General features: G+C 50.6%; 19 protein-coding genes. 7 read left to right on the top strand and 12 right to left on the bottom strand.

Annotated features, from left to right (window positions below):
- The first annotated feature begins 110 nt into the window (after positions 1 to 110).
- Entirely contained in the window at positions 111 to 1019 is a 909-nt protein-coding gene (gene yvcK / locus M977_RS17115) for a uridine diphosphate-N-acetylglucosamine-binding protein YvcK (RefSeq protein WP_064517210.1), read from the top strand.
- A 30-nt stretch (positions 1020 to 1049) separates the two neighbouring features.
- On the opposite strand, the gene uvrB is transcribed toward yvcK, so the two are convergent.
- Positions 1050 to 3065, bottom strand: a complete 2016-nt coding sequence (gene uvrB, locus M977_RS17110; RefSeq protein ID WP_064517207.1) for an excinuclease ABC subunit UvrB — start codon at positions 3063 to 3065, stop codon at positions 1050 to 1052.
- 815 nt (positions 3066 to 3880) lie between these two features.
- Here uvrB and M977_RS17105 point away from each other — a divergent pair.
- Positions 3881 to 4591 (top strand): ABC transporter ATP-binding protein, encoded by a 711-nt coding sequence (locus tag M977_RS17105; RefSeq protein ID WP_064517204.1) that lies wholly within the window; start codon positions 3881 to 3883, stop codon positions 4589 to 4591.
- Positions 4592 to 4635: 44 nt separating this feature from the next.
- On the opposite strand, the gene M977_RS17100 is transcribed toward M977_RS17105, so the two are convergent.
- The 6 genes from M977_RS17100 to bioB all read right to left on the bottom strand — a co-directional run bounded on the left by M977_RS17100 (position 4636) and on the right by bioB (position 9214).
- Positions 4636 to 5154, bottom strand: coding sequence for a helix-turn-helix transcriptional regulator (locus tag M977_RS17100; RefSeq protein WP_064517201.1), 519 nt, complete (start codon positions 5152 to 5154; stop codon positions 4636 to 4638).
- Between the two features lie 17 nt (positions 5155 to 5171).
- Positions 5172 to 5435, bottom strand: coding sequence for a hypothetical protein (locus tag M977_RS24505; RefSeq protein ID WP_074392053.1), 264 nt, complete (start codon positions 5433 to 5435; stop codon positions 5172 to 5174).
- Positions 5436 to 5607: 172 nt separating this feature from the next.
- Positions 5608 to 6291, bottom strand: coding sequence for a dethiobiotin synthase (gene bioD / locus M977_RS17095; protein ID WP_064517199.1), 684 nt, complete (start codon positions 6289 to 6291; stop codon positions 5608 to 5610).
- Positions 6284 to 7042 (bottom strand): malonyl-ACP O-methyltransferase BioC, encoded by a 759-nt coding sequence (gene bioC / locus M977_RS17090; protein WP_064517195.1) that lies wholly within the window; start codon positions 7040 to 7042, stop codon positions 6284 to 6286. Before bioC ends, bioD begins: the two co-directional genes overlap by 8 nt.
- Entirely contained in the window at positions 7026 to 8177 is a 1152-nt protein-coding gene (gene bioF / locus M977_RS17085) for an 8-amino-7-oxononanoate synthase (RefSeq protein ID WP_064517192.1), read from the bottom strand. Before bioF ends, bioC begins: the two co-directional genes overlap by 17 nt.
- Entirely contained in the window at positions 8174 to 9214 is a 1041-nt protein-coding gene (gene bioB / locus M977_RS17080; protein WP_064517189.1) for a biotin synthase BioB, read from the bottom strand. Before bioB ends, bioF begins: the two co-directional genes overlap by 4 nt.
- A gap of 89 nt (positions 9215 to 9303) precedes the next feature.
- Here bioB and bioA point away from each other — a divergent pair, with 89 nt between their 5' ends.
- The 4 genes from bioA to M977_RS17060 all read left to right on the top strand — a co-directional run bounded on the left by bioA (position 9304) and on the right by M977_RS17060 (position 13372).
- Complete coding sequence (gene bioA / locus M977_RS17075; protein WP_064517188.1) at positions 9304 to 10593, top strand: adenosylmethionine--8-amino-7-oxononanoate transaminase; 1290 nt, start codon at positions 9304 to 9306, stop codon at positions 10591 to 10593.
- Positions 10594 to 10663: 70 nt separating this feature from the next.
- On the top strand, positions 10664 to 11344 hold the full coding sequence (locus M977_RS17070) for a type 1 glutamine amidotransferase domain-containing protein (protein ID WP_064517186.1): 681 nt from the start codon (positions 10664 to 10666) through the stop codon (positions 11342 to 11344).
- Positions 11345 to 11359: 15 nt separating this feature from the next.
- The gene (locus tag M977_RS17065; RefSeq protein ID WP_064517184.1) at positions 11360 to 11836 is read left to right on the top strand and encodes a kinase inhibitor; all 477 of its coding nucleotides are present in this window, start codon (positions 11360 to 11362) and stop codon (positions 11834 to 11836) included.
- Positions 11837 to 12073: 237 nt separating this feature from the next.
- Entirely contained in the window at positions 12074 to 13372 is a 1299-nt protein-coding gene (locus M977_RS17060) for a putative acyl-CoA thioester hydrolase (protein ID WP_064517181.1), read from the top strand.
- A 69-nt stretch (positions 13373 to 13441) separates the two neighbouring features.
- On the opposite strand, the gene pgl is transcribed toward M977_RS17060, so the two are convergent.
- Positions 13442 to 14440, bottom strand: coding sequence for a 6-phosphogluconolactonase (gene pgl / locus M977_RS17055; RefSeq protein WP_064517178.1), 999 nt, complete (start codon positions 14438 to 14440; stop codon positions 13442 to 13444).
- 129 nt (positions 14441 to 14569) lie between these two features.
- Here pgl and M977_RS17050 point away from each other — a divergent pair, with 129 nt between their 5' ends.
- The gene (locus M977_RS17050; protein WP_064517176.1) at positions 14570 to 15388 is read left to right on the top strand and encodes a pyridoxal phosphatase; all 819 of its coding nucleotides are present in this window, start codon (positions 14570 to 14572) and stop codon (positions 15386 to 15388) included.
- Between the two features lie 68 nt (positions 15389 to 15456).
- Here M977_RS17050 and modC read toward each other — a convergent pair whose 3' ends face one another.
- The 4 genes from modC to mgtE form a co-directional block, all read right to left on the bottom strand.
- A complete protein-coding gene (gene modC, locus M977_RS17045) occupies positions 15457 to 16515 on the bottom strand; it encodes a molybdenum ABC transporter ATP-binding protein ModC (RefSeq protein ID WP_064517174.1) in 1059 nt (352 codons plus the stop codon).
- Entirely contained in the window at positions 16515 to 17207 is a 693-nt protein-coding gene (modB, locus tag M977_RS17040; RefSeq protein ID WP_064517172.1) for a molybdate ABC transporter permease subunit, read from the bottom strand. Before modB ends, modC begins: the two co-directional genes overlap by 1 nt.
- A complete protein-coding gene (gene modA, locus M977_RS17035; protein ID WP_064517169.1) occupies positions 17204 to 17980 on the bottom strand; it encodes a molybdate ABC transporter substrate-binding protein in 777 nt (258 codons plus the stop codon). Before modA ends, modB begins: the two co-directional genes overlap by 4 nt.
- 122 nt (positions 17981 to 18102) lie before the next feature.
- On the bottom strand, positions 18103 to 19530 hold the full coding sequence (gene mgtE, locus M977_RS17030) for a magnesium transporter (protein WP_064517167.1): 1428 nt from the start codon (positions 19528 to 19530) through the stop codon (positions 18103 to 18105).
- Between the last annotated feature and the right edge of the window lie 24 nt (positions 19531 to 19554).

Below are 19554 nucleotides of genomic sequence, written 5' to 3'. Positions count from 1 at the left end.
CGCGAAAAGTGAACTTTTGCTTTGATATACATCATTATCCTCCGAGGCTGAATCGTATTCCGCACTCTTTTGCGCTACCTTATTTCGATAGTTCGTCATAAGGAATAGTTATGCGCAATCGTACGTTTGCGGATTTAGACCGGGTGGTCGCCCTTGGCGGTGGGCACGGTCTGGGCAGGGTTATGTCATCCCTATCCTCTCTTGGTTCACGCTTAACCGGCATTGTTACCACAACCGATAATGGTGGCTCGACAGGTCGTATCAGGCGCTCTGAGGGAGGCATTGCCTGGGGCGATATGCGCAACTGTTTAAATCAGTTAATTACTGAACAAAGCGTTGCTTCTGCTATGTTTGAGTACCGTTTTGGTGGTAATGGTGAACTTTCCGGGCATAACCTCGGAAACTTGATGTTAAAGGCATTGGATCACCTAAGCGTAAGGCCTTTAGAAGCCATTAATTTAATTCGTAACCTGCTAAAAGTGGATGCGTTTCTAATCCCGATGTCTGAACACCCTGTGGATTTGATGGCAACAGACGCAGATGGCCATTTTATTTATGGTGAAGTGAATATTGACCAGCTTTCTTCACCTCCCCAGGAGTTATCGCTATACCCAAAAGCGCATGCTACCCGCGAAGCTGTTCAGGCTATCTCCGAAGCAGATCTTATTCTGATTGGCCCCGGTAGTTTTTACACAAGCTTAATGCCGATACTTTTGCTGGAAGATATGGATCAAGCATTGCGCAGGACTCCTGCACCAGTAGTGTTTATCGGCAATCTGGGTAAAGAACTAAGCACCGCGGCCGCCAGCCTGTCGCTTGGGCAGACACTGGACATCATGGAGCAGCGCATCGGGAAACGTATTGTTGATGCGGTGGTAGTTGGCCCGCAGACCGACGTATCTGAAATTACCGATCGTCTAGTCATTCAAGAGCCGCTGGAAGCGGTTGATATTCGTTATCGCCACGACCGGCATCTGCTACGCCAGGCGTTGGAAAAAGCTATTCAGCAGCTCGGATAAAACAACGCCTTCTTCACGAAGGCGTTTTTACTACGACGTTGCAATAAACAACTGCCGCAACTGATGGAGCTGGTCACGGATCTGCGCGGCCTCTTCAAATTCCAGGTTTTGCGCATGCTCCAGCATCTTCCCTTCCAACTGGTGAATTTTCTGCTGCAAGGCTTTTGGCGTCAGGATGATTTCATCATCTTCAATCACGCTGCGAGCTTTACTCTTCATCCGGCCTTTGGTTTTCGCCATGCCTTCACCAAGCTGAAGGACATCGACGACTTTCTTGTTCAGCCCTTGCGGCGTAATACCGTTTTCTTCGTTGTAACGCTGCTGTTTTTCACGGCGACGTTCAGTTTCACCGATAGCCTTAGCCATTGATGCTGTGATTTTGTCGCCGTACAGAATCGCTTTCCCGTTGATATTACGTGCCGCACGGCCAATGGTCTGAATCAGCGAACGCTCGGAACGCAGGAAGCCCTCTTTATCGGCATCCAGAATCGCTACCAGCGACACTTCAGGCATATCCAACCCCTCACGCAGCAAGTTGATGCCCACCAGCACGTCGAACTCGCCAAGGCGCAAATCACGGATGATTTCCATACGCTCTACGGTATCGATATCTGAGTGCAGGTAACGCACCCGCGAGCCGTGCTCTTCGAGATATTCGGTTAAGTCTTCGGCCATGCGCTTGGTAAGCGTGGTGACCAACACGCGTTCGTTAACCTCAACGCGTTTGCGAATCTCAGAAAGTAGATCGTCAACCTGAGTACCGACCGGGCGAACTTCGATAATCGGGTCTAATAAGCCAGTTGGTCTGACGACCTGATCGACAACATCGCCGCCCGATTTTTCTAACTCGTAATGGCTTGGTGTTGCCGAAACATAAATTGTTTGCGGTGCCAGAGCTTCAAACTCTTCAAATCTCAGCGGGCGGTTATCAAGTGCTGATGGCAAACGGAAGCCATACTCCACCAGTGTTTCTTTGCGTGAACGGTCACCTTTGTACATTCCGCCGATTTGCGGAATTGTCACGTGGGACTCGTCAACAATTAGCAAACCATCTGCTGGCAGGTAATCGAAAAGCGTAGGAGGTGGCTCGCCAGGACCGCGCCCGGAAAGGAACCGCGAATAGTTTTCGACACCAGAACAGTATCCCAGCTCGTTCATCATCTCTAAATCAAACTGGGTACGTTGCGAGAGGCGTTGCTCCTCAAGCAATTTGTTATTCGCCAGCAGCACTTTTCTACGATCTGCAAGCTCAACTTTGATCTCTTCCATGGCTTGCAGAATACGTTCACGCGGTGTGACGTAGTGCGATTTTGGATAGACTGTGAAACGCTGGATGGCCTGGTCAACCTGCCCGGTCAGGGGGTCAAACAGCGACAACCGTTCTACTTCTTCATCGAATAGTTCCACGCGCAATGCCAGGTCGTCTGATTCAGCCGGGAAGATATCAACCACTTCACCGCGCACACGGAAAGTACCACGCTGGAATGCCTGGTCGTTGCGGGTATATTGCAGTTCAGTCAGGCGACGTATTATAGAGCGCTGATCGATGATCATCCCTTTGGTCAGGTGAAGCATCATCTTCAGATATAAATCCGGGTCGCCCAGGCCGTAAATTGCCGACACAGACGCCACCACAATCACATCCCGCCTCTCAAGCAATGCTTTGGTTGCCGATAACCGCATCTGCTCAATATGTTCGTTAACCGAAGAGTCTTTCTCGATAAATGTATCGGAACTTGGGACGTAGGCTTCTGGCTGGTAGTAGTCGTAATAAGAGACGAAGAACTCTACCGCGTTATCCGGAAAGAACTCTTTCATCTCACCATACAGCTGCGCGGCCAGCGTTTTGTTAGGAGCCAACACCATAGTGGGGCGTTGTAAATCAGCAATCACATTTGCCACGGTAAAGGTTTTACCAGAGCCCGTCACACCCAATAAAGTCTGATGGGCAAGCCCGTCTTCCAGACCTTCTTTAAGGCGACGAATGGCCTCTGGCTGATCGCCAGAAGGTTTAAATGCTGAATTTAATTTGAACGCTTTACTCATGAAGAGGCTACCTGATGAAGAAACGAGCGGGCCGGAGGATAATTTTACTCGGCACAGAAAATTTTGCCAGAAAATAATACTGGATGAAAAACCAGTTCCTCACTAGCGCGTTTAAGATACTTCCCCGCTTTACCGTCTGGTTTGCCGGTAAAATACTCTACTCACAGATATTTCAGCTGACCAAAATGGTTATCCCCAGATTTTTTTTACCTTTTAACATTTGTCAAGCAGTGTCATAAAAGCGTAAGGAACATCTGTGGCACTTTTATTGCAACGATTGATTTTATTCAACTGATTGATTTAAAGCAGTTATTTAAGAAAGTCTGGTTTCGCGCCAATTCATGCGCAACCCACGCCGGCTCTCGCTTACCACAAGTTTTCTAACTCTAATGCACATGGTTATCCACAGGAATAGTGGATAAGTGCTCTCAGCCCTTTTGCAGCGCACACCGCAAAAAACCATAAATTCTCTGTGCCGGGGCCCAAAAATATTTTTCATCATTATTTTTACTCTTTTTGGACTTACCTGATGCCTGCCATTTCTTATGATCCTGCTCACGAATTGCGCATTTCTATGGAGCAGTAGTCTGGTGTTGCACCAAACACACCAAAAATCAGGCACCGACAAAGTGCATTCTGATTTCCGAGTCGTAGAAGCCGAAGGCTTATTCAACCATTTTCATGAGGCTTTTCTCAAAGTTGCATTGTTCTGGTCAGCAAACGAGTTAATGGCAAGGTAATTGCAAAGTTTGTAACTCTTGCTTCGTGTTGCAGAAGCAGCCTGGGTCGTTAACCCTGCCAGAAGGAGAATGTCGATGTTGAGCCTGCGTGCTGTTAATCAGTTTTACGGTGAAAGCCATATCCTGTGGAATCTGGATCTTGAGCTGGCACCTGGAGAGTGCACCTGTGTTCTTGGCGCACCAGGGATGGGGAAAACAACGCTTGTAAACTGTATTACGGGTTACTTGCCAGTACAAAGTGGCAGTATGACCTGGCTTGAAGCAGGCCATCCACCACAGGATCTTCTCACCCAACCTATAGAAGGCCGAGTCGCACTGGGAATGAGTTATGTCGCGCATGACCGCCGAATATTCTCGCAACTAAGCGTTGAGGAAAACCTGCAAATTGCGCTATTGGCTGCTCGCGTGCGTTCCCGTAGCATTCCAGGCATGATCTATGAACTGTTCCCTGAACTGTACAGCTTAAGGCACATGCGCGGTGGGGAGCTATCAAGCGATCTTCAGCAGCAACTGGCATTGGCAAGAGCGCTAGTGACAGAACCAAAACTGCTGATTCTTGATGAACCCACTTTTGGCAGCGGCCAACGTTTTATCAATGAGCTGGGCAATATTATCCGCCGTCTGAGCCGTGATTTTGGCCTGACAATATTGCTGGTAGAGCAACGCTTATCGTTCATTCGCCGTGTGGCGGACCGTTTCTGCTTACTACACCGGGGCCGTAATGTTGCTCAGGGAAATGTCGCGCTTCTGGATGATAAGCTGGTATCCAGTTGGATAGATCCATGATGGTGCGCCGAACGACGGCATGAACAGCCTCTCAGGTTCTGCCGTCACAACTTACCAAGTTGCTTCTGCATATTTCTATCAAGACTGGCGAGCTCCCGTTGTAAGTTGCATTGCCGGGTTACAGCAGATAACTCCACCAGTGGCAAAGGTACTTTTGAAACTCCTGTTTCACGCATCCAACGCAGCACCGGTTCCAAATGCCAGATAGCGGTTTTACCGTCATGTACTGGTTGCGGAAAAGCCTCGCGGCTTACCATCACTTTGCGAATATACTGCCGTGAAAACCCCAGCAACTCAGCAATATCTGTTAACCCAACCAGATCTGGCATCACTTCGACCAACGCAGTACCTGGAATAATGCGTTTTACATCCTGAATCGCTGAAACAACGGCTAGTTTTGCATCCGATGCTTCGCGGATGAAATTCAGTGCAATTCGCCCTGTGACACCCACACCAACCAGCGCGTCATCGCAACCTTGCGCACCCAAAGCTTCAATCCATTGTTCCGGATTCTGGCCATTTTCTGGCAGGGTGAAAATCAACGTGAAGCTAAATTCTGACATATTCTGCTCCTTGAAAATTAATGTCTGATGGCAGGTGGCGAGCCTTGCTGGCTACAGTTATCGACGACACGACGTATCTGCCTTGCATGGTTATAAGCACTGTGCGGTGTGCTCCAGATGCAGCTAATGCAAAACTCACCGCAGCGGCAGGCTTTGTCGTTCCACGGACAATACATTTTCCCCCAACAATGTGCCCCACCGGGCCGCACTTGCCAGCCCTGACATTCGGCATAACTTAATGCTGCTTCAATGTCCTTATTGGGGTGTATACGCCGCTTCATAAAACCTCCTGTCCATATTCGCAAATAAGTTGTCATGTGACAACTTTAAATTGAGAAACAATTTACCTGCGAGGTATTTTTCTTCAAGGAGAAGATTTGAAAATTAGCGGTATCTGGAAGAGCGCCCGCAAGATTTATCGGGCGTTACAAAAATGAGCTGTGGATTTGCGAATTACTGTGAAAGAAGGGAGATATCCAGGTGACGACCGAGCGAGGTTTCATCGTCTATATGCGGATAGAACGGGATTTCACCTAACATGGGGGCTTTTAAAACATCACGTAACGTTGCGAGATACTCAGCATGGCGCTTCCCGGTAGGTTGAACATCATTAGCAATCCAGCCCGCCAGGCGCAGACCCGCATTTTGCACTGCATGCGCAGTTAACATGGCATGGTTGATACAGCCGAGTTTTACCCCCACGACCAAAATTACAGGCAACTGCTCTTGTATTGCCCAATCTGCAAAAGTTGTTGTTGCTGAAAGTGGTGTAAACCAACCTCCCGCCCCTTCAACCTGTAACCAGTCGACCTGAGAAGCAAGCGCTTCAAGGCCTGCTGACATCTGCGAAAATTCGATGGGCTGCAATGCTTCCGCACTAACAATATGCGGCGATGTTGGCTCCAAAAACGCAAACGGGTTGACCTGTGCATAGCTTAATTTGACGTTACTGTTGCGCTGTAGGGCAAGCGCATCACCGTTACGAATACCCTGAGCAGTCATTTCACTACCAGAGGCCACCGGCTTATATCCTGCAGTACGGTAACCCGCATCTCCTGCGGCCTGAAGCAAAGCACAGCTGGCAATAGTTTTACCCACTTCCGTATCCGTTCCGGTTACAAACCATTTTTTAATCACGTTCAATCACTCCACAAACGAGTTGCCAGGTCAGAGGGAATTGACCCTGTTTCTGTGGCCAGGCGAGACTTAATTTTTGTAATTGTTGGCGGGTCATCAGCGATGCTTTACGTCCATCATGAAGATGTGTCGCACCAATACCTTTTAGCGATTGCATGGCACTCAATACGCTATCGTAAGACTGGCTGATTTCATGAATTTCTAGACTGTAGCGCCACCCTTCGCACGCATCCTGAATCTGCTCAAATGTCATAAATCGGTTGGCATGAGACCGTTCATCTATCACCTGCCAGGCGGTATGCAGTTCGCAAAGTGAATTTGCCGCAAGCGTAGTAAATGCCAGGCAACCGCCCGAGCGAGTGACACGGTAAAGCTCACTTAAACCACTGCGCAAATCATTGCACCACTGCACCGCGAGGTTACTCCATGCAAGATCCACCTGCTGGTCGGCAAGGTTGATGGCTTCAATATCGCCTTCGAGATAGTTATCAGCTGAACCTTGAAGTGCAGCATGGTTCAGCATCGCGGGGGAGAGATCCAGCGCCGTAACATGGCAGCCTTTTTCACGCCAGGCGCGGCTATACCAACCCGTACCGCATCCAGCATCCAACACGTTGCTGATTTGACGGCCTTCAAGCATTCCCAGCAGCAAGTCTCCGCTGGTGCGTTGCAATTCGGCGTGGCTGTCGTAGGTGCTTGCCGCGCGGCCAAATGCTGCGGCAATAGCCGCTTTATCAACGAGTCGCGTCATACAGCGCCTCCAAAAGCTTGTTGATGTCTTCGCTGGTGTGGCTTGCAGTAAGCGTCACACGCAACCGCGCCGTACCAGGTGGCACGGTTGGTGGACGAATGGCTGTTAGCCAGAATCCGCGTTCGCGTAAGGTAGTGGCAAGGTTCACCGCAGGCTGATTTTCCCCCACGATCAATGGCTGGATGGCAGTTTGTGAGGCCATTAATTGCAGCGGTAGTTGTGCGGCTCCCGCACGGAAATGGGCAATATTGGCGTGTAATTGAGCACGCAGGGAATCCTCACGGCGGATAACATTCAATGCTGCCGATAACGCACACGCCTGTGCAGGTGGCATAGAGGTGCTGTAAATAAGATGCCGGGCGGATTGCAGCAGATAATCAGCCATCGATTCACTACACAGAACTGCGGCCCCACTTGCACCAAATGCCTTGCCGAACGTTACGACCAGCAAGTCTGGTTTGACGTGTTGCTGGTAGCAGCTACCGCGCCCTTCCTCACCTATCACGCCAATACCATGGGCATCGTCAACCATCAACAAGCCCTGTGCTTCCCGGGTAGCCTGCGCAATTCCAGCCAACGGAGCGGCATCTCCGTCCATGCTGAAAATTCCTTCGGTAATAACCAGTTGTTGACCGTCAGTTTGCGAGGCCAACAGCGTTTGCAACGATGCGATATCGTTATGGGCAAAACGCCGTAACTGCGCTGGACTGTGCATTGCGGCTTCCAGAAGTGAAGCATGGCTAAGTTTATCGGCAACAATCCGGTCTGATTTTTCAGTCAGTGCCGCGATAAGCGCCTGGTTAGCCGCGAAACCTGAAATAAACAGTAATGCGCGCGGATAACCCAGCCAGTCAGCTAACTGCTGTTCAAATCGCTGATGGGCTTCGTGATACCCGGTGACATGCCCGGAACCACCACTCCCAATACCGTAAATCTCAGCACCCTGCTGCCAGGCATTAACCACTTCAGCATGGTGACTGATTCCCAGATAATCGTTACTGGAAAAATTTAGATAACGGATATCGTTTTGAACAAGGTAGCGCCCGCTACCTTGTTGGTTGGCCTGCCTGGTGCGAAAACTGTTGTTTTCCCGCCGCCTGGCAAGCGCGCTATCAATGCGTTGCTGCCAGGTCATACAGCCGCCGCGTTGTAGTAATTCTCCGTATCCGCGTTGAGCAATTGATCGGTTAGTTGTTGTTGCTGCTCGTTGTCGCCTGCATGAGTGGTTGTTTGCTGCGGATTAAGCCCAAGCTTGCGGAACAATTGCAGGTCTTTGTCTTCTTCCGGGTTTGGCGTAGTCAGTAATTTGCAGCCATAGAAAATCGAGTTTGCACCAGCCATAAAGCACATGGCTTGAGTCTGCTCGCTCATCTGTTCACGCCCGGCAGAAAGCCGTACGAAAGAGGTCGGCATCATGATACGCGCGACAGCAATAGTGCGAATAAAATCAAATGCATCGACGTCCTCGTTATCTGCCATCGGGGTACCTTTGACTTTCACCAGCATGTTGATTGGCACGCTTTCTGGTGGCGTTGGCAAATTGGCTAATTGCAGCAGCAACCCGGCACGATCGGTTACCGTTTCACCCAAACCGACAATTCCGCCCGAGCAGACTTTAATCCCGGCATCACGCACTTTATCGAGCGTATCAAGACGTTCCTGATAAGTACGCGTAGTGATGATATTGCCGTAGAATTCTGGCGAGGTGTCGAGATTATGGTTGTAGTAATCAAGCCCTGCTGCCGCCAGGCGATGTGCCTGCGTATCGGTTAATGTGCCGAGCGTCATACAGGTTTCAAGCCCCATCTCGCGCACGCCCTGCACCATTTGTTCAAGGTACGGCATATCGCGATCGTTAGGGTTTTTCCAGGCAGCGCCCATGCAGAAACGAGTAGAACCCGCATTTAACGCTTTACGTGCGGAGTCCAACACTTGCTCAACTTCCATCAAGCGCTCGGAAGCCAGCCCGGTTTTGTATCGCGCACTTTGCGGGCAATATTTGCAGTCTTCTGGGCATGCGCCAGTTTTAATCGACAGCAGCGTACTGACCTGAACGTGGCGGGGATCGAAGTGCTGACGATGCACCGTTTGTGCTTCAAACATCAGTTCGAGGAAAGGTTTTTCAAATAAAGCAGTGACCTGCGACATTGACCAGCGTGCGTGGTGAGCCATGGGGCGTCTCCAAAAAGGGTGTTGTTAGCCATTGATTGACGTTATACTTGTAAACCTAAATCTTTTTCAAATGGTTTACAAGTCACCCTATGACCCCTGCTGATTTAGCGTTCGACCAACAACATATCTGGCACCCTTACACCTCCATGACTAAACCGTTACCGGTTTATCCGGTTGTGGCGGCAACAGGCTGCGAACTACAACTTGCTGATGGTAAAGCCCTTGTTGACGGGATGTCGTCCTGGTGGGCGGCAATTCATGGCTACAATCACCCGCGCTTAAATCAGGCAATGAAAGACCAGATTGACCAGATGTCGCACGTCATGTTTGGCGGGATCACGCACCCACCCGCAGTGGCACTGTGTCGTAAACTGATCGCCATGACGCCGGAAAACCTCGAATGCGTATTTCTTGCAGACTCCGGTTCTGTCGCCGTAGAAGTCGCAATGAAGATGGCATTGCAGTACTGGCACGCCAAAGGCGAACCTCGTCAGCGTTTCCTCACTTTCCGCAACGGTTATCACGGCGATACTTTTGGTGCCATGTCGGTGTGCGATCCGGATAATTCGATGCACAGCCTTTGGCAAGGTTACCTGCCTGAGCACCTGTTTGCTCCCGCGCCAAATTGCCGTTTTGACGATGAATGGGATGAGATGGACATCGTGCCATTTGCACGTTTAATGGCCGCTCATCGCCAGGAAATTGCAGCAGTGATCCTTGAGCCTATTGTTCAGGGGGCTGGCGGTATGCGGTTCTATCACCCGGAATGGCTAAAGCGTATTCGCCGCATGTGCGATCGCGAAGGCATTTTGCTGATTGCCGATGAGATTGCGACCGGCTTTGGCCGTACAGGCAAGCTGTTTGCCTGTGAACACGCGGGAATTTCACCGGATATTATGTGCCTCGGCAAAGCGCTGACGGGCGGCACAATGACACTTTCTGCAACTATCACTACCCGCCTGGTCGCAGAAACCATTAGCGACGGTGAGGCCGGATGCTTTATGCATGGCCCAACGTTTATGGGCAACCCACTGGCCTGTGCTGTTGCGACCGAAAGCCTTGCGTTACTCGAAGATGGCCACTGGCAGCAGCAGGTCAAAGCGCTTGAAGAGCAGTTGCTGGAAGGGCTGAAACCTTTACGCGACTGTGAACTGGTGGCAGATGTTCGCGTGCTTGGCGCCATTGGCGTGGTAGAAACTCTTCATCCGGTAGATATGGCGGCCCTTCAGGCATTCTTTGTTGAACAAGGTGTCTGGATTCGCCCGTTCGGCAGGCTGATTTACCTGATGCCGCCGTACGTTATCAACCCTGAGCAACTGGATAAATTGATCCAAGCCGTAACGCTTGCGGTACAAAATCCGGCATTTTTCAGAAGCTGAGAGCCAGCAAGCCTTACGGGTATGCACTACACTTCGAGGATCTTTTCACGTCCCAAACAGGGAGATTCAGATGAAAATCCTCATGGTTTTAACCTCGCACAATCAGCTCGGCAACACCGGTAAACCCACAGGCTTTTGGCTTGAGGAGTTTGCCGCGCCGTATTATGTCTTTCACGATGCCGGGTTGAAAATCACCCTTGCTTCACCAAAAGGTGGGCAACCGCCGCTTGATCCCAAAAGCGATGAACCGGATGCGCAAACCGACGACACGCGCCGTTTTCGCAGCGACACCGCCGCACAAAAACTGTTAGCCAACACCGAAAAGCTTGAAAACATCCATGCAGATGATTTTGACGCGGTGTTTTATCCTGGCGGCCACGGCCCGTTGTGGGATCTCGCAGAAGATGGCCATTCCATCAAACTGATTGAGCAATTTTGGGCCGCTGGCAAACCCGTTGCTGCGGTGTGCCATGCCCCTGGGGTTTTGCGCAAAGTAACAAAACCCGACGGCTCACCGTTGGTCAAAGGCAAACGGGTCACCGGCTTTACCAATAGCGAAGAAGAAGGTGTAGGTTTAACCTCAGTGGTGCCCTTCCTGGTAGAAGATGAACTGAAGAAAGCAGGTGGCTTATATGAGCGCACCGATGACTGGGGCGAGTATGCTGTAGTCGACGGGCACTTAGTTACCGGGCAAAACCCGGCATCTTCTGCGATTGCGGCCGAAGAGTTGCTGAAGTTACTGAATATCTAAACGCGAGGAGTTGAGATGAAACTGGTCAGTCAGGATTTCAACGATGGGGATAAACTCCCATGGCGTCAGGTACTTAATGGAATGGGTTACGATGGCAATAATATTTCGCCTCACTTAGCGTGGGATGATGTTCCTACGGGAACCAAAAGCTTTGTCGTGACCTGCTACGATCCTGACGCACCAACTGGTTCAGGTTGGTGGCATTGGGTGGTAATCAATTTGCCAGCCGATACACGCGTTCTGCCGCAAGGTGCAGGTTCAGGCCTGTCTGAACTGCCAGAACCTGCTGTGGAGACACTCACCGACTTTGGTAAACCGGGTTATGGTGGTGCAGCACCACCGAAGGGTGAAGTACACCGCTATATTTTCACAGTTCACGCGCTTGATGTTGAAAAGCTAGAGGTGACGGAAAATGCATCCGGGGCAATGGTGGGCTACAACGTCCATTTCCATTCATTAGGCAGCGCTTCAATCACCGCGAAGTTTAATTAACCCTATCTTTTTATACCCAAATAATTCGAGTTGCAGGTAGACGGCAAGAGAAAGAGTCCCGATGAGCTTACTTGAGTAAGTGATTCGGGCCATTGAGCGTAGCCAACAACCCTGCAACTCGAAGAATGACGGGTATATGAAGCCGATTTGCACAATCGGCTTCCAGTTTCCCCCAACTTAGTATAAAAAAGCAGGCTTTAAGATCCCCTTTTAAATTTGCACTGCAAGGAGCAACCCTTGAACACCTTCTCTGTTTCTCGTCGGGCAGCTGTGCTCGCTTTTGCTGTGGCGCTATCGGCTTGTAGCTCTACACCGCCAGAAGATAAACCGTCCACGCAAGTGGCACCAGGCACCCAATCTCGTCCAGTTTTATCGTCCGATGAAGCCCAGAACTTTGTTCAGGCACGTTACTTCTCATCTAAAAATAAAAATGAAACCCCCTGGACTCCGTCATCCATTCGTATTCCGCAGCAGCCTGACTTTGTTGTTGGTGCAGCCGGTGGCGAAGGTGTGACCCATACATCTGTCCAGGCTGCCGTTGATGCAGCCATCATGAAACATAGCAACACCCGTCAATACATCGCTATTCAGCCAGGTGAGTATGTTGGCACAGTTTATATTCCGGCCGCTTCTGGCAGCGTAACGCTGTACGGCACCACCGATAATGCAAGTGATGTGAAAATCACTATGCCACTGGATTCTGAAATCGATGCGAATACCTGGCGTCGTGCAGTTAACCCAGGTGGTAAATATATGCCGGGTAAACCTGCCTGGTACATGTTTGATAGCTGCCAGAACAAGCGTAATGCCACCGTAGGTATTATGTGTTCTGCTGCTGTCTGGTCTCAGAACAGCGGCTTGCAGATGCAAAACCTGACTATCGCTAACACTCTGGGTGACAGCGTAGATGCCGGTAATCATCAGGCTGTAGCACTGCGTACTGATGGCGATAAAGTACAGTTGAACAATGTTCACCTGTTGGGCCGCCAGAATACCTTCTTCGTCACTAACAGCGATGTGCAAAACCGCCTGTTAAATGACCGCCAGACACGCACATTAGTGACTAACAGCTACATTGAAGGTGATGTGGATGTGGTTGCAGGTCGTGGTGCTGTGGTGTTCGAAAATACCGACTTCCGTCTGGTTAACAGCCGTACAAAAGAAGGGACCGTGTTTGCGCCAGCTACACTGCCGAATATTTATTACGGTTTCCTGGCGATCAATAGCCGCTTCACTGCAGCAGGCGATAACGTCGCACAACTGGGCCGCGCCTGGGATGTTGAAGCAAGTGAAAATGGTTATACCGCAGGCCAGACCTCTAACGGTCAGGTTGTTATCCGTGACAGCGTGATTAATGAAGGTTTTAACAGTGCAAAACCTTGGGGCGATGCCGCTGGTTCTAAGCGTCCATTCGCTGGCAATATCGGTACTAAAGGCGAGAAAGGCGAAATCCAACGCGATTTGAATGATGCGAATGCTAACCGTCTATGGGAGTTCAACAACCGTGGCGTAGGTAGCTCGGTGGTTGCCGAGTAAAATCAGCGCTGTGCACAAAATAAAAAACCTCGCAATCGCGAGGTTTTTTTTATCAGCATAATTAAAAATTTATACTGCGTTTACCACAACCCACATCGGCCCTTGCCCTACTGCATAACGGCCTTTCTCTTCCAGTAAACCTTGTTCACCGGTAATTTGATAAACCGCGATGTGATGCGATTTCTGGCCTGCTGCAATCAGATATTTACCACTGTGATCTACATTGAAGCCACGTGGTTGCGTTTCAGTCGGCTGATAGCCTTCCACCGCAAGAACGCTACCATCTTCTGACACGCTAAATACCGTGATGATGCTGGCAGTACGGTCACAAGTGTAGAGATGGCGACCATCTGGTGTAATGTGGATATCTGCGCCCCAGCGCGTATCTGAGAAGCCCGGAGGCATCATGTCCAACGTCTGCACGCATTCAATTTTACCGTTAGCGTTTTTCAGTTCCCAGACATCAACAGAACCATTGAGCTCATTGACGCAATAAGCATATTTTTGATTTGGATGGAACGCCATATGGCGCGGACCAGCCCCTTCCACGGTGGTGACTTCTGCCGGGGTCTGCGCCACCAGATGGCCATCGTCAGACAAGGTAAACTGGCAAATGCGATCTTGTTTCAGTGCCGGAACCCAAAGTGTGCGGTTATCAGGGGTGATATTGGCTGAGTGGCAACCTTCCAGCCCTTCCATTACATCAACAACTTCACCTGGCAGGCCATCATTGGCAAGACTAACAACGCTCACGCTGCCTGAATTATAAGAAGCGCTGAACAGGTAGCGGCCCTGGTGGTCGGTAGAAATATGCGTTGGGCTGCCTGGAATGGCAGTGACACCCGCCTCGGTGAGCGAGCCGTCATCTGGTGTAATACGATAGGCGATAACGCGAAACTCAGGGCGCACACCCACGTACAGGTAACGTTTGTCAGGGCTAATAACCATTGGCTGAACCTGGCCTGGGACATCAACGACCTGCACAAGCGTAAGCTCACCACCTGGGTTAAGCTGCCAGACGTGAATTTGCTGGCTTTCCGGGCTGGCGGTATAGACTGTTTGTTTCATGAAATCTCTCTCCTCCCAACGTCTTGAGTAATAGTCACAAGGGTAGTGCGTGTTGCCATTTTGAACAACGCGGCAAGCGGTGTAACATCGACACAAGCCTTATGATTCTGAATTTGACTGGAACCCTAAATGTCTTATCGTGTAATCGCCCTTGATCTTGACGGCACATTGCTGACACCGCAAAAAACCATTCTTCCTGAATCACTGACAGCTTTACAACGCGCACGTGACGCTGGCGTGAAAGTTGTCATCGTGACGGGCCGTCATCACGTTGCCATCCATCCTTTTTATCAGGCACTGACCCTGGATACACCTGCAATTTGCTGTAATGGCACTTATTTGTATGATTATCATGCGAAAAAGGTTCTTGAGTCCGATCCATTACAACCGCAGCAGGCCAATCAGTTGATTGACTTACTGGATACCCACAACGTTCATGGGCTGATGTATGTTGATGATGCCATGCTGTATCAAGAGCCAACCGGCCACGTTTTGCGTGCCGAAAACTGGGCAAAATCTTTACCTGAATCGCAACGTCCTGTGTTCCGCCATGTGAATTCACTGCGCGAAGCGGCTTATGAAGTTGACGCAATCTGGAAATTTGCTCTTACCGATGAAGATACGGTGAAACTGCAAAACTTTACCCAGGTCGTTGAGCAGCAGCTTGGACTGACGTGCGAATGGTCATGGCACGATCAAGTCGATGTGGCGCAAAACGGTAACAGTAAAGGCAATCGCCTGGCGAAATGGGTTGAATCACAAGGTTTATCTATGAGTCAGGTGATGGCTTTTGGTGACAACTTTAACGACCTGAGCATGCTGGAAAGCGCAGGTTTGGGTGTGGCGATGGGTAACGCTGATGACGCGATTAAAGCACGCGCGGATTTGGTGATTGGTACTAACCTGGAAACAGGCATTGCCGAGACGATTTATAAGCATTTGATTTAGTTTTATGAAAAGGGTGGATGACCCTTTCGCTTATCCACCCTACAAAACAGTCTCGTCATTCGACAAAATCACGCGGTTATCGAAACACTCTTAATTTGCGCGTACAACCACTGGCCTGGCTTAATCATTAACTCATCCCGCGCCCACGGGCTAATACGCGCCCAAAGTGTTCTTGAACCCACTTCCAACTGCACTTCAACCTGCCCCTCATCGTCGTAGCACTGTGCAACCCTGGCACGCAGCACGTTACGAATACTGCTGTTGACCGGCGGCTGGAGAATCAATGAAACATCTGACGCCTGAATGCGAATGCGCAATGTTGCCTGCAATGGGCTTTCCAGTTTATTCACCCATAAATGCTGGTCGCCCAGCGCCAACGCGGTCATCGCGTAATGCGGATGATGTTCCAACACTGTCACTTTCAGCACGCTACTTTGCTGCTCTTTTGGCAACCATGGGTGCATAACACTGCTACCCCATACCTCCTCCAGATTGCCAAACGCTTTCACTTCACCGCCGTCGAGCACCAGTACTTTATCCGCCAGATGAAGGATCTCTTCCAGCGAGTGGCTGACATATAGCATCGGAATGTTAATTTCACGCGCCAGGCGTTGCAGATACGGCAGCAACTCGCGCTTACGCGGGATGTCCAACGAGGCGAGCGGTTCATCCAGCAGCAGCAACTCTGGTGATGTCAACAGAGCGCGGCCAATCGCTACACGCTGTTTCTCGCCACCAGACAAACTCCACGGAAAGCGCTCCAGTAAAGGTTCAATACCCAGTAAAGCGACTAATTTATCAAACTGCCCGGCGGCGGATCGGTGCATACCGTATTTCAAATTGCCGCGCACACGGTAGTGCGGGAACAAACGCGCATCCTGAAAAACATAGCCAATGCGACGTTTTTCAGGAGCCAGGAAACGCTTGTTTTCGGCATCACTTAACACGCGGTCATTAAGAACGATTCGCCCCTCTTGCGGGCGAGTCAGGCCGCTAATGGCGTTAATCAGTGAGGTTTTCCCCGCGCCTGAAACGCCAAATACCGCAGTAATCCCCTGTCCCGGCAAGGTTTCGTTAATCGCCAGACGATGGTCGCCCAGCGTCTGAACAAAATTCAGCTCCAGCATTAAAGTGCCCCTATCCGTTTACGGCTCTGGCGCGCTAACCATTCGGCCACCAGCAAAGAAACCAGCGCCAGCACGATGGAAATCACGCACAGTCGTGCAGCCGCATTTTCGCCGCCAGGGGTTTGAATCAGGGTGTACATCGCCGAAGGAATGGTACGGGTTTCACCCGGAATATTGGAAACGAAAGTAATAGTGGCACCGAATTCACCGAGTGAACGCGCAAATGCCAGCACAGTTCCGGCAATAATGCCGGGTAACGTCAGAGGGAGCGTAATGGTGCAGAACACTCGCCAGCGCCCGGCACCTAATGTGCGAGCAGCCTGTTCGAGTTTCATATCTACACCTTCAAGCGCAAGGCGAATCGCTCGCACCATCAGCGGGAAGGACATCACCGCTGCGGCAAGCACCGCACCGCGCCAACTAAACGCGAAGGTGATACCGAAAACATCGTAAATCCAGGCGCCAATCACGCCACGTCTACCCATCGCAATCAGCAATAAATAACCAACGACTACAGGGGGGAGAACTAATGGGAGATGGATAATACTGTCGAGTAAAGCTTTACCCGGGAACCGGCAACGCACCAGCACCCAGGCAAAGAAGATCCCAAAAGGAAGACTAAATAGCACCGCAAGGGTGGAGACTTTCAGGCTCAGCAGTACCGCCTGCCATTCGGGATCGGTCAATATCATTTGATAGTCGTAAATCCGTAACGTTGGAAGATAGCCGCCGCTTCCGGTCCTTTCAGATAGGTGTAAAAAGCGCTAACGGTTGGGTTGTCGTGGCCTTTTACAATGGCAATTGGGTATTCAACTTTCTTGTGGGAGTCTTCCGGGAAAGTGCCCACAACTTTCACGCCTTTGCTGGCAACCGCATCGGAACCGTAAACGATACCAAGTGGTGCTTCATCACGCTCAACCAGAGCCAGTGCGCCACGAACATCTTCTGCCGGAGCTAATTTTGGCGATAGGGTATCCCACGCACCTAATTTTTGCAGCGCTTCTTTAGCGTAAATGCCAGCAGGAACATGGTCAGGATCGCCTACAGCAAGACGGCCACCTTTCAGTAATGAAGCCCAATCGGTTTTCGCGTTAATGGCTACATCACCAATTTTACTGGCTTTCGGTGCAACGACCACAAGGCTGTTGCCGAGCAGCGTTTCGCGGGTGTCAGTTTTGATAGCATCTTTGCTTACTGCGTAATCCATCCATTTCTGGTCAGCAGAAATGAATAAATCAGCAGGAGCACCCGCTTCAATCTGGCGCGCAAGCGTTGAAGATGAGGCGAAAGAAGATGCGATTTCAACAGTCTTACCTTTCTGATATTGCGTAGCAATATCCTGCATCGCATTGGTTAAGGATGCCGCGGCGAAAACGGTAATTTTGCTGTTATCGGCAAATGCCTGCCCTGCCATTGTGACGCTCAACGCGGCACCTAATGCCAGACGTACCCATTGCTTAGCCATTTGTTACTCCACTTGGTTTCGTTATGTAGCGCATAATATAACGATGCTAAGGCGGAATTTACAGATCTTATCGGCAAGATGGGCGGAAAGTTTACCCACAGGAGAAGTTCAAGTGGCTGTGGCTACAATAAAAATATTGTCGCCAGCCCCAGGAATATAAAGAAACCACCGGTGTCGGTGATAGCGGTAATCAGCACGCTTGAACCGACAGCCGGGTCTTTGCCCAGACGCATCATGATCATCGGGATCAGCACGCCCATTAGCGATGCCACCAGCAGATTGAGTACCATCGCAAGCGTCATCACACCGCCCAACGCCATATCGTCGTAGAGCAGCCAGGTCACACATCCCATTACACCGCCCCAGATAATCCCGTTAAACAAGGCAACGCCCAGTTCACGTAACACTAAAAAGGAGAAGTTCCCCGGCTGGATATGTTGCAGCGCCAGCGCCCGCACAATCATGGTGATAGTCTGGTTACCGGTATTACCGCCGATACCTGCAACAATCGGCATCAGAGAAGCCAGTGCCACCAGTTGGGAAATGGTGTGTTCAAACAAGCCGATAACGCGTGAGGCGACAAACGCGGTACACAAATTTATTGCCAGCCACGCCCAGCGCGCTTTAACCGCTTTACTCACCGGGGCAAACACATCTTCTTCTGCGCTTAAGCCACCCATACGGCGCAAATCATTGTCGGTTTCTTCGTAAACCACATCAACGATCTCATCAATCGTCAGGCGACCAATCAGTTTGCCGCTGCTGTCGATGACCGCCGCACTGACTAAGTCATCACGTTCAAAGGTACGCGCCGCAACTTCGTCATTGTCTTCGGGAGCAAAGCAGGTTGGGTTGTCGTCCATCACGTTCATGACCAGCGTCTGCGGAGCATGCAGTAAGATGGTGGTTAACCCCAGCTCCCCAAGCAGCGTTTTATCCCGCGTGGTGACAAAAACTTTATCCGTGTTTTGCGGCACTTTGCCGCGTAAACGCAGGAATCGTTGTACCACCGCAAGCGTTACATCCGCCCGTACGGTGATCACTTCGAAATCCATAATCGCGCCAACACTGTGCTTTTCGTAGTGCAACACTTGCCTGACACGGACGCGTTGTTCCTGTGGCATGGTCGCCAGCAAACGCCCCATCAAGTCGCGAGGCAGATATTGCGCAAGGTAAATTTGGTCGTCGATATCCAATGGGCGAATGATATTGAGCAGCGCTTTATCGCTCATCCCTTCAATCAGGTCATCCCAAACAGTTTCCGAGGCTTCAATTAATATCTTGCCGCGCTGATCATCTTTGAGCAGTCGCCATAACGCATGGCGTTCTTCCGTCGGTAAGGCTTCCAGGACGTCAGCAAGATCGGCCGCGGGCAGTCTTGCCACAAGCGTGGCTACCTCTGAAATATCCTGTTCGGGAGTGTGGGCATCAGGTTGCGGCAACCTGCCCAGAATGCCTGTGGCAACGGCTTTATTGGTTAATAGAATTTGGAGGATGCGGGCTCGGTCTTGCGCACGTTGTTTAGTGCTGTACTTTGGAGTGACAGACATCTGGCAATATTCCCTGAGAACGAC

The sequence above is a fragment of the Buttiauxella gaviniae ATCC 51604 genome (assembly GCF_001654835.1).
Lineage (GTDB): Bacteria > Pseudomonadota > Gammaproteobacteria > Enterobacterales > Enterobacteriaceae > Buttiauxella > Buttiauxella gaviniae.
The sequence above is the reverse complement of the archived record's forward strand: the minus strand, read 5'-3'. Positions and strand labels throughout refer to the sequence as shown.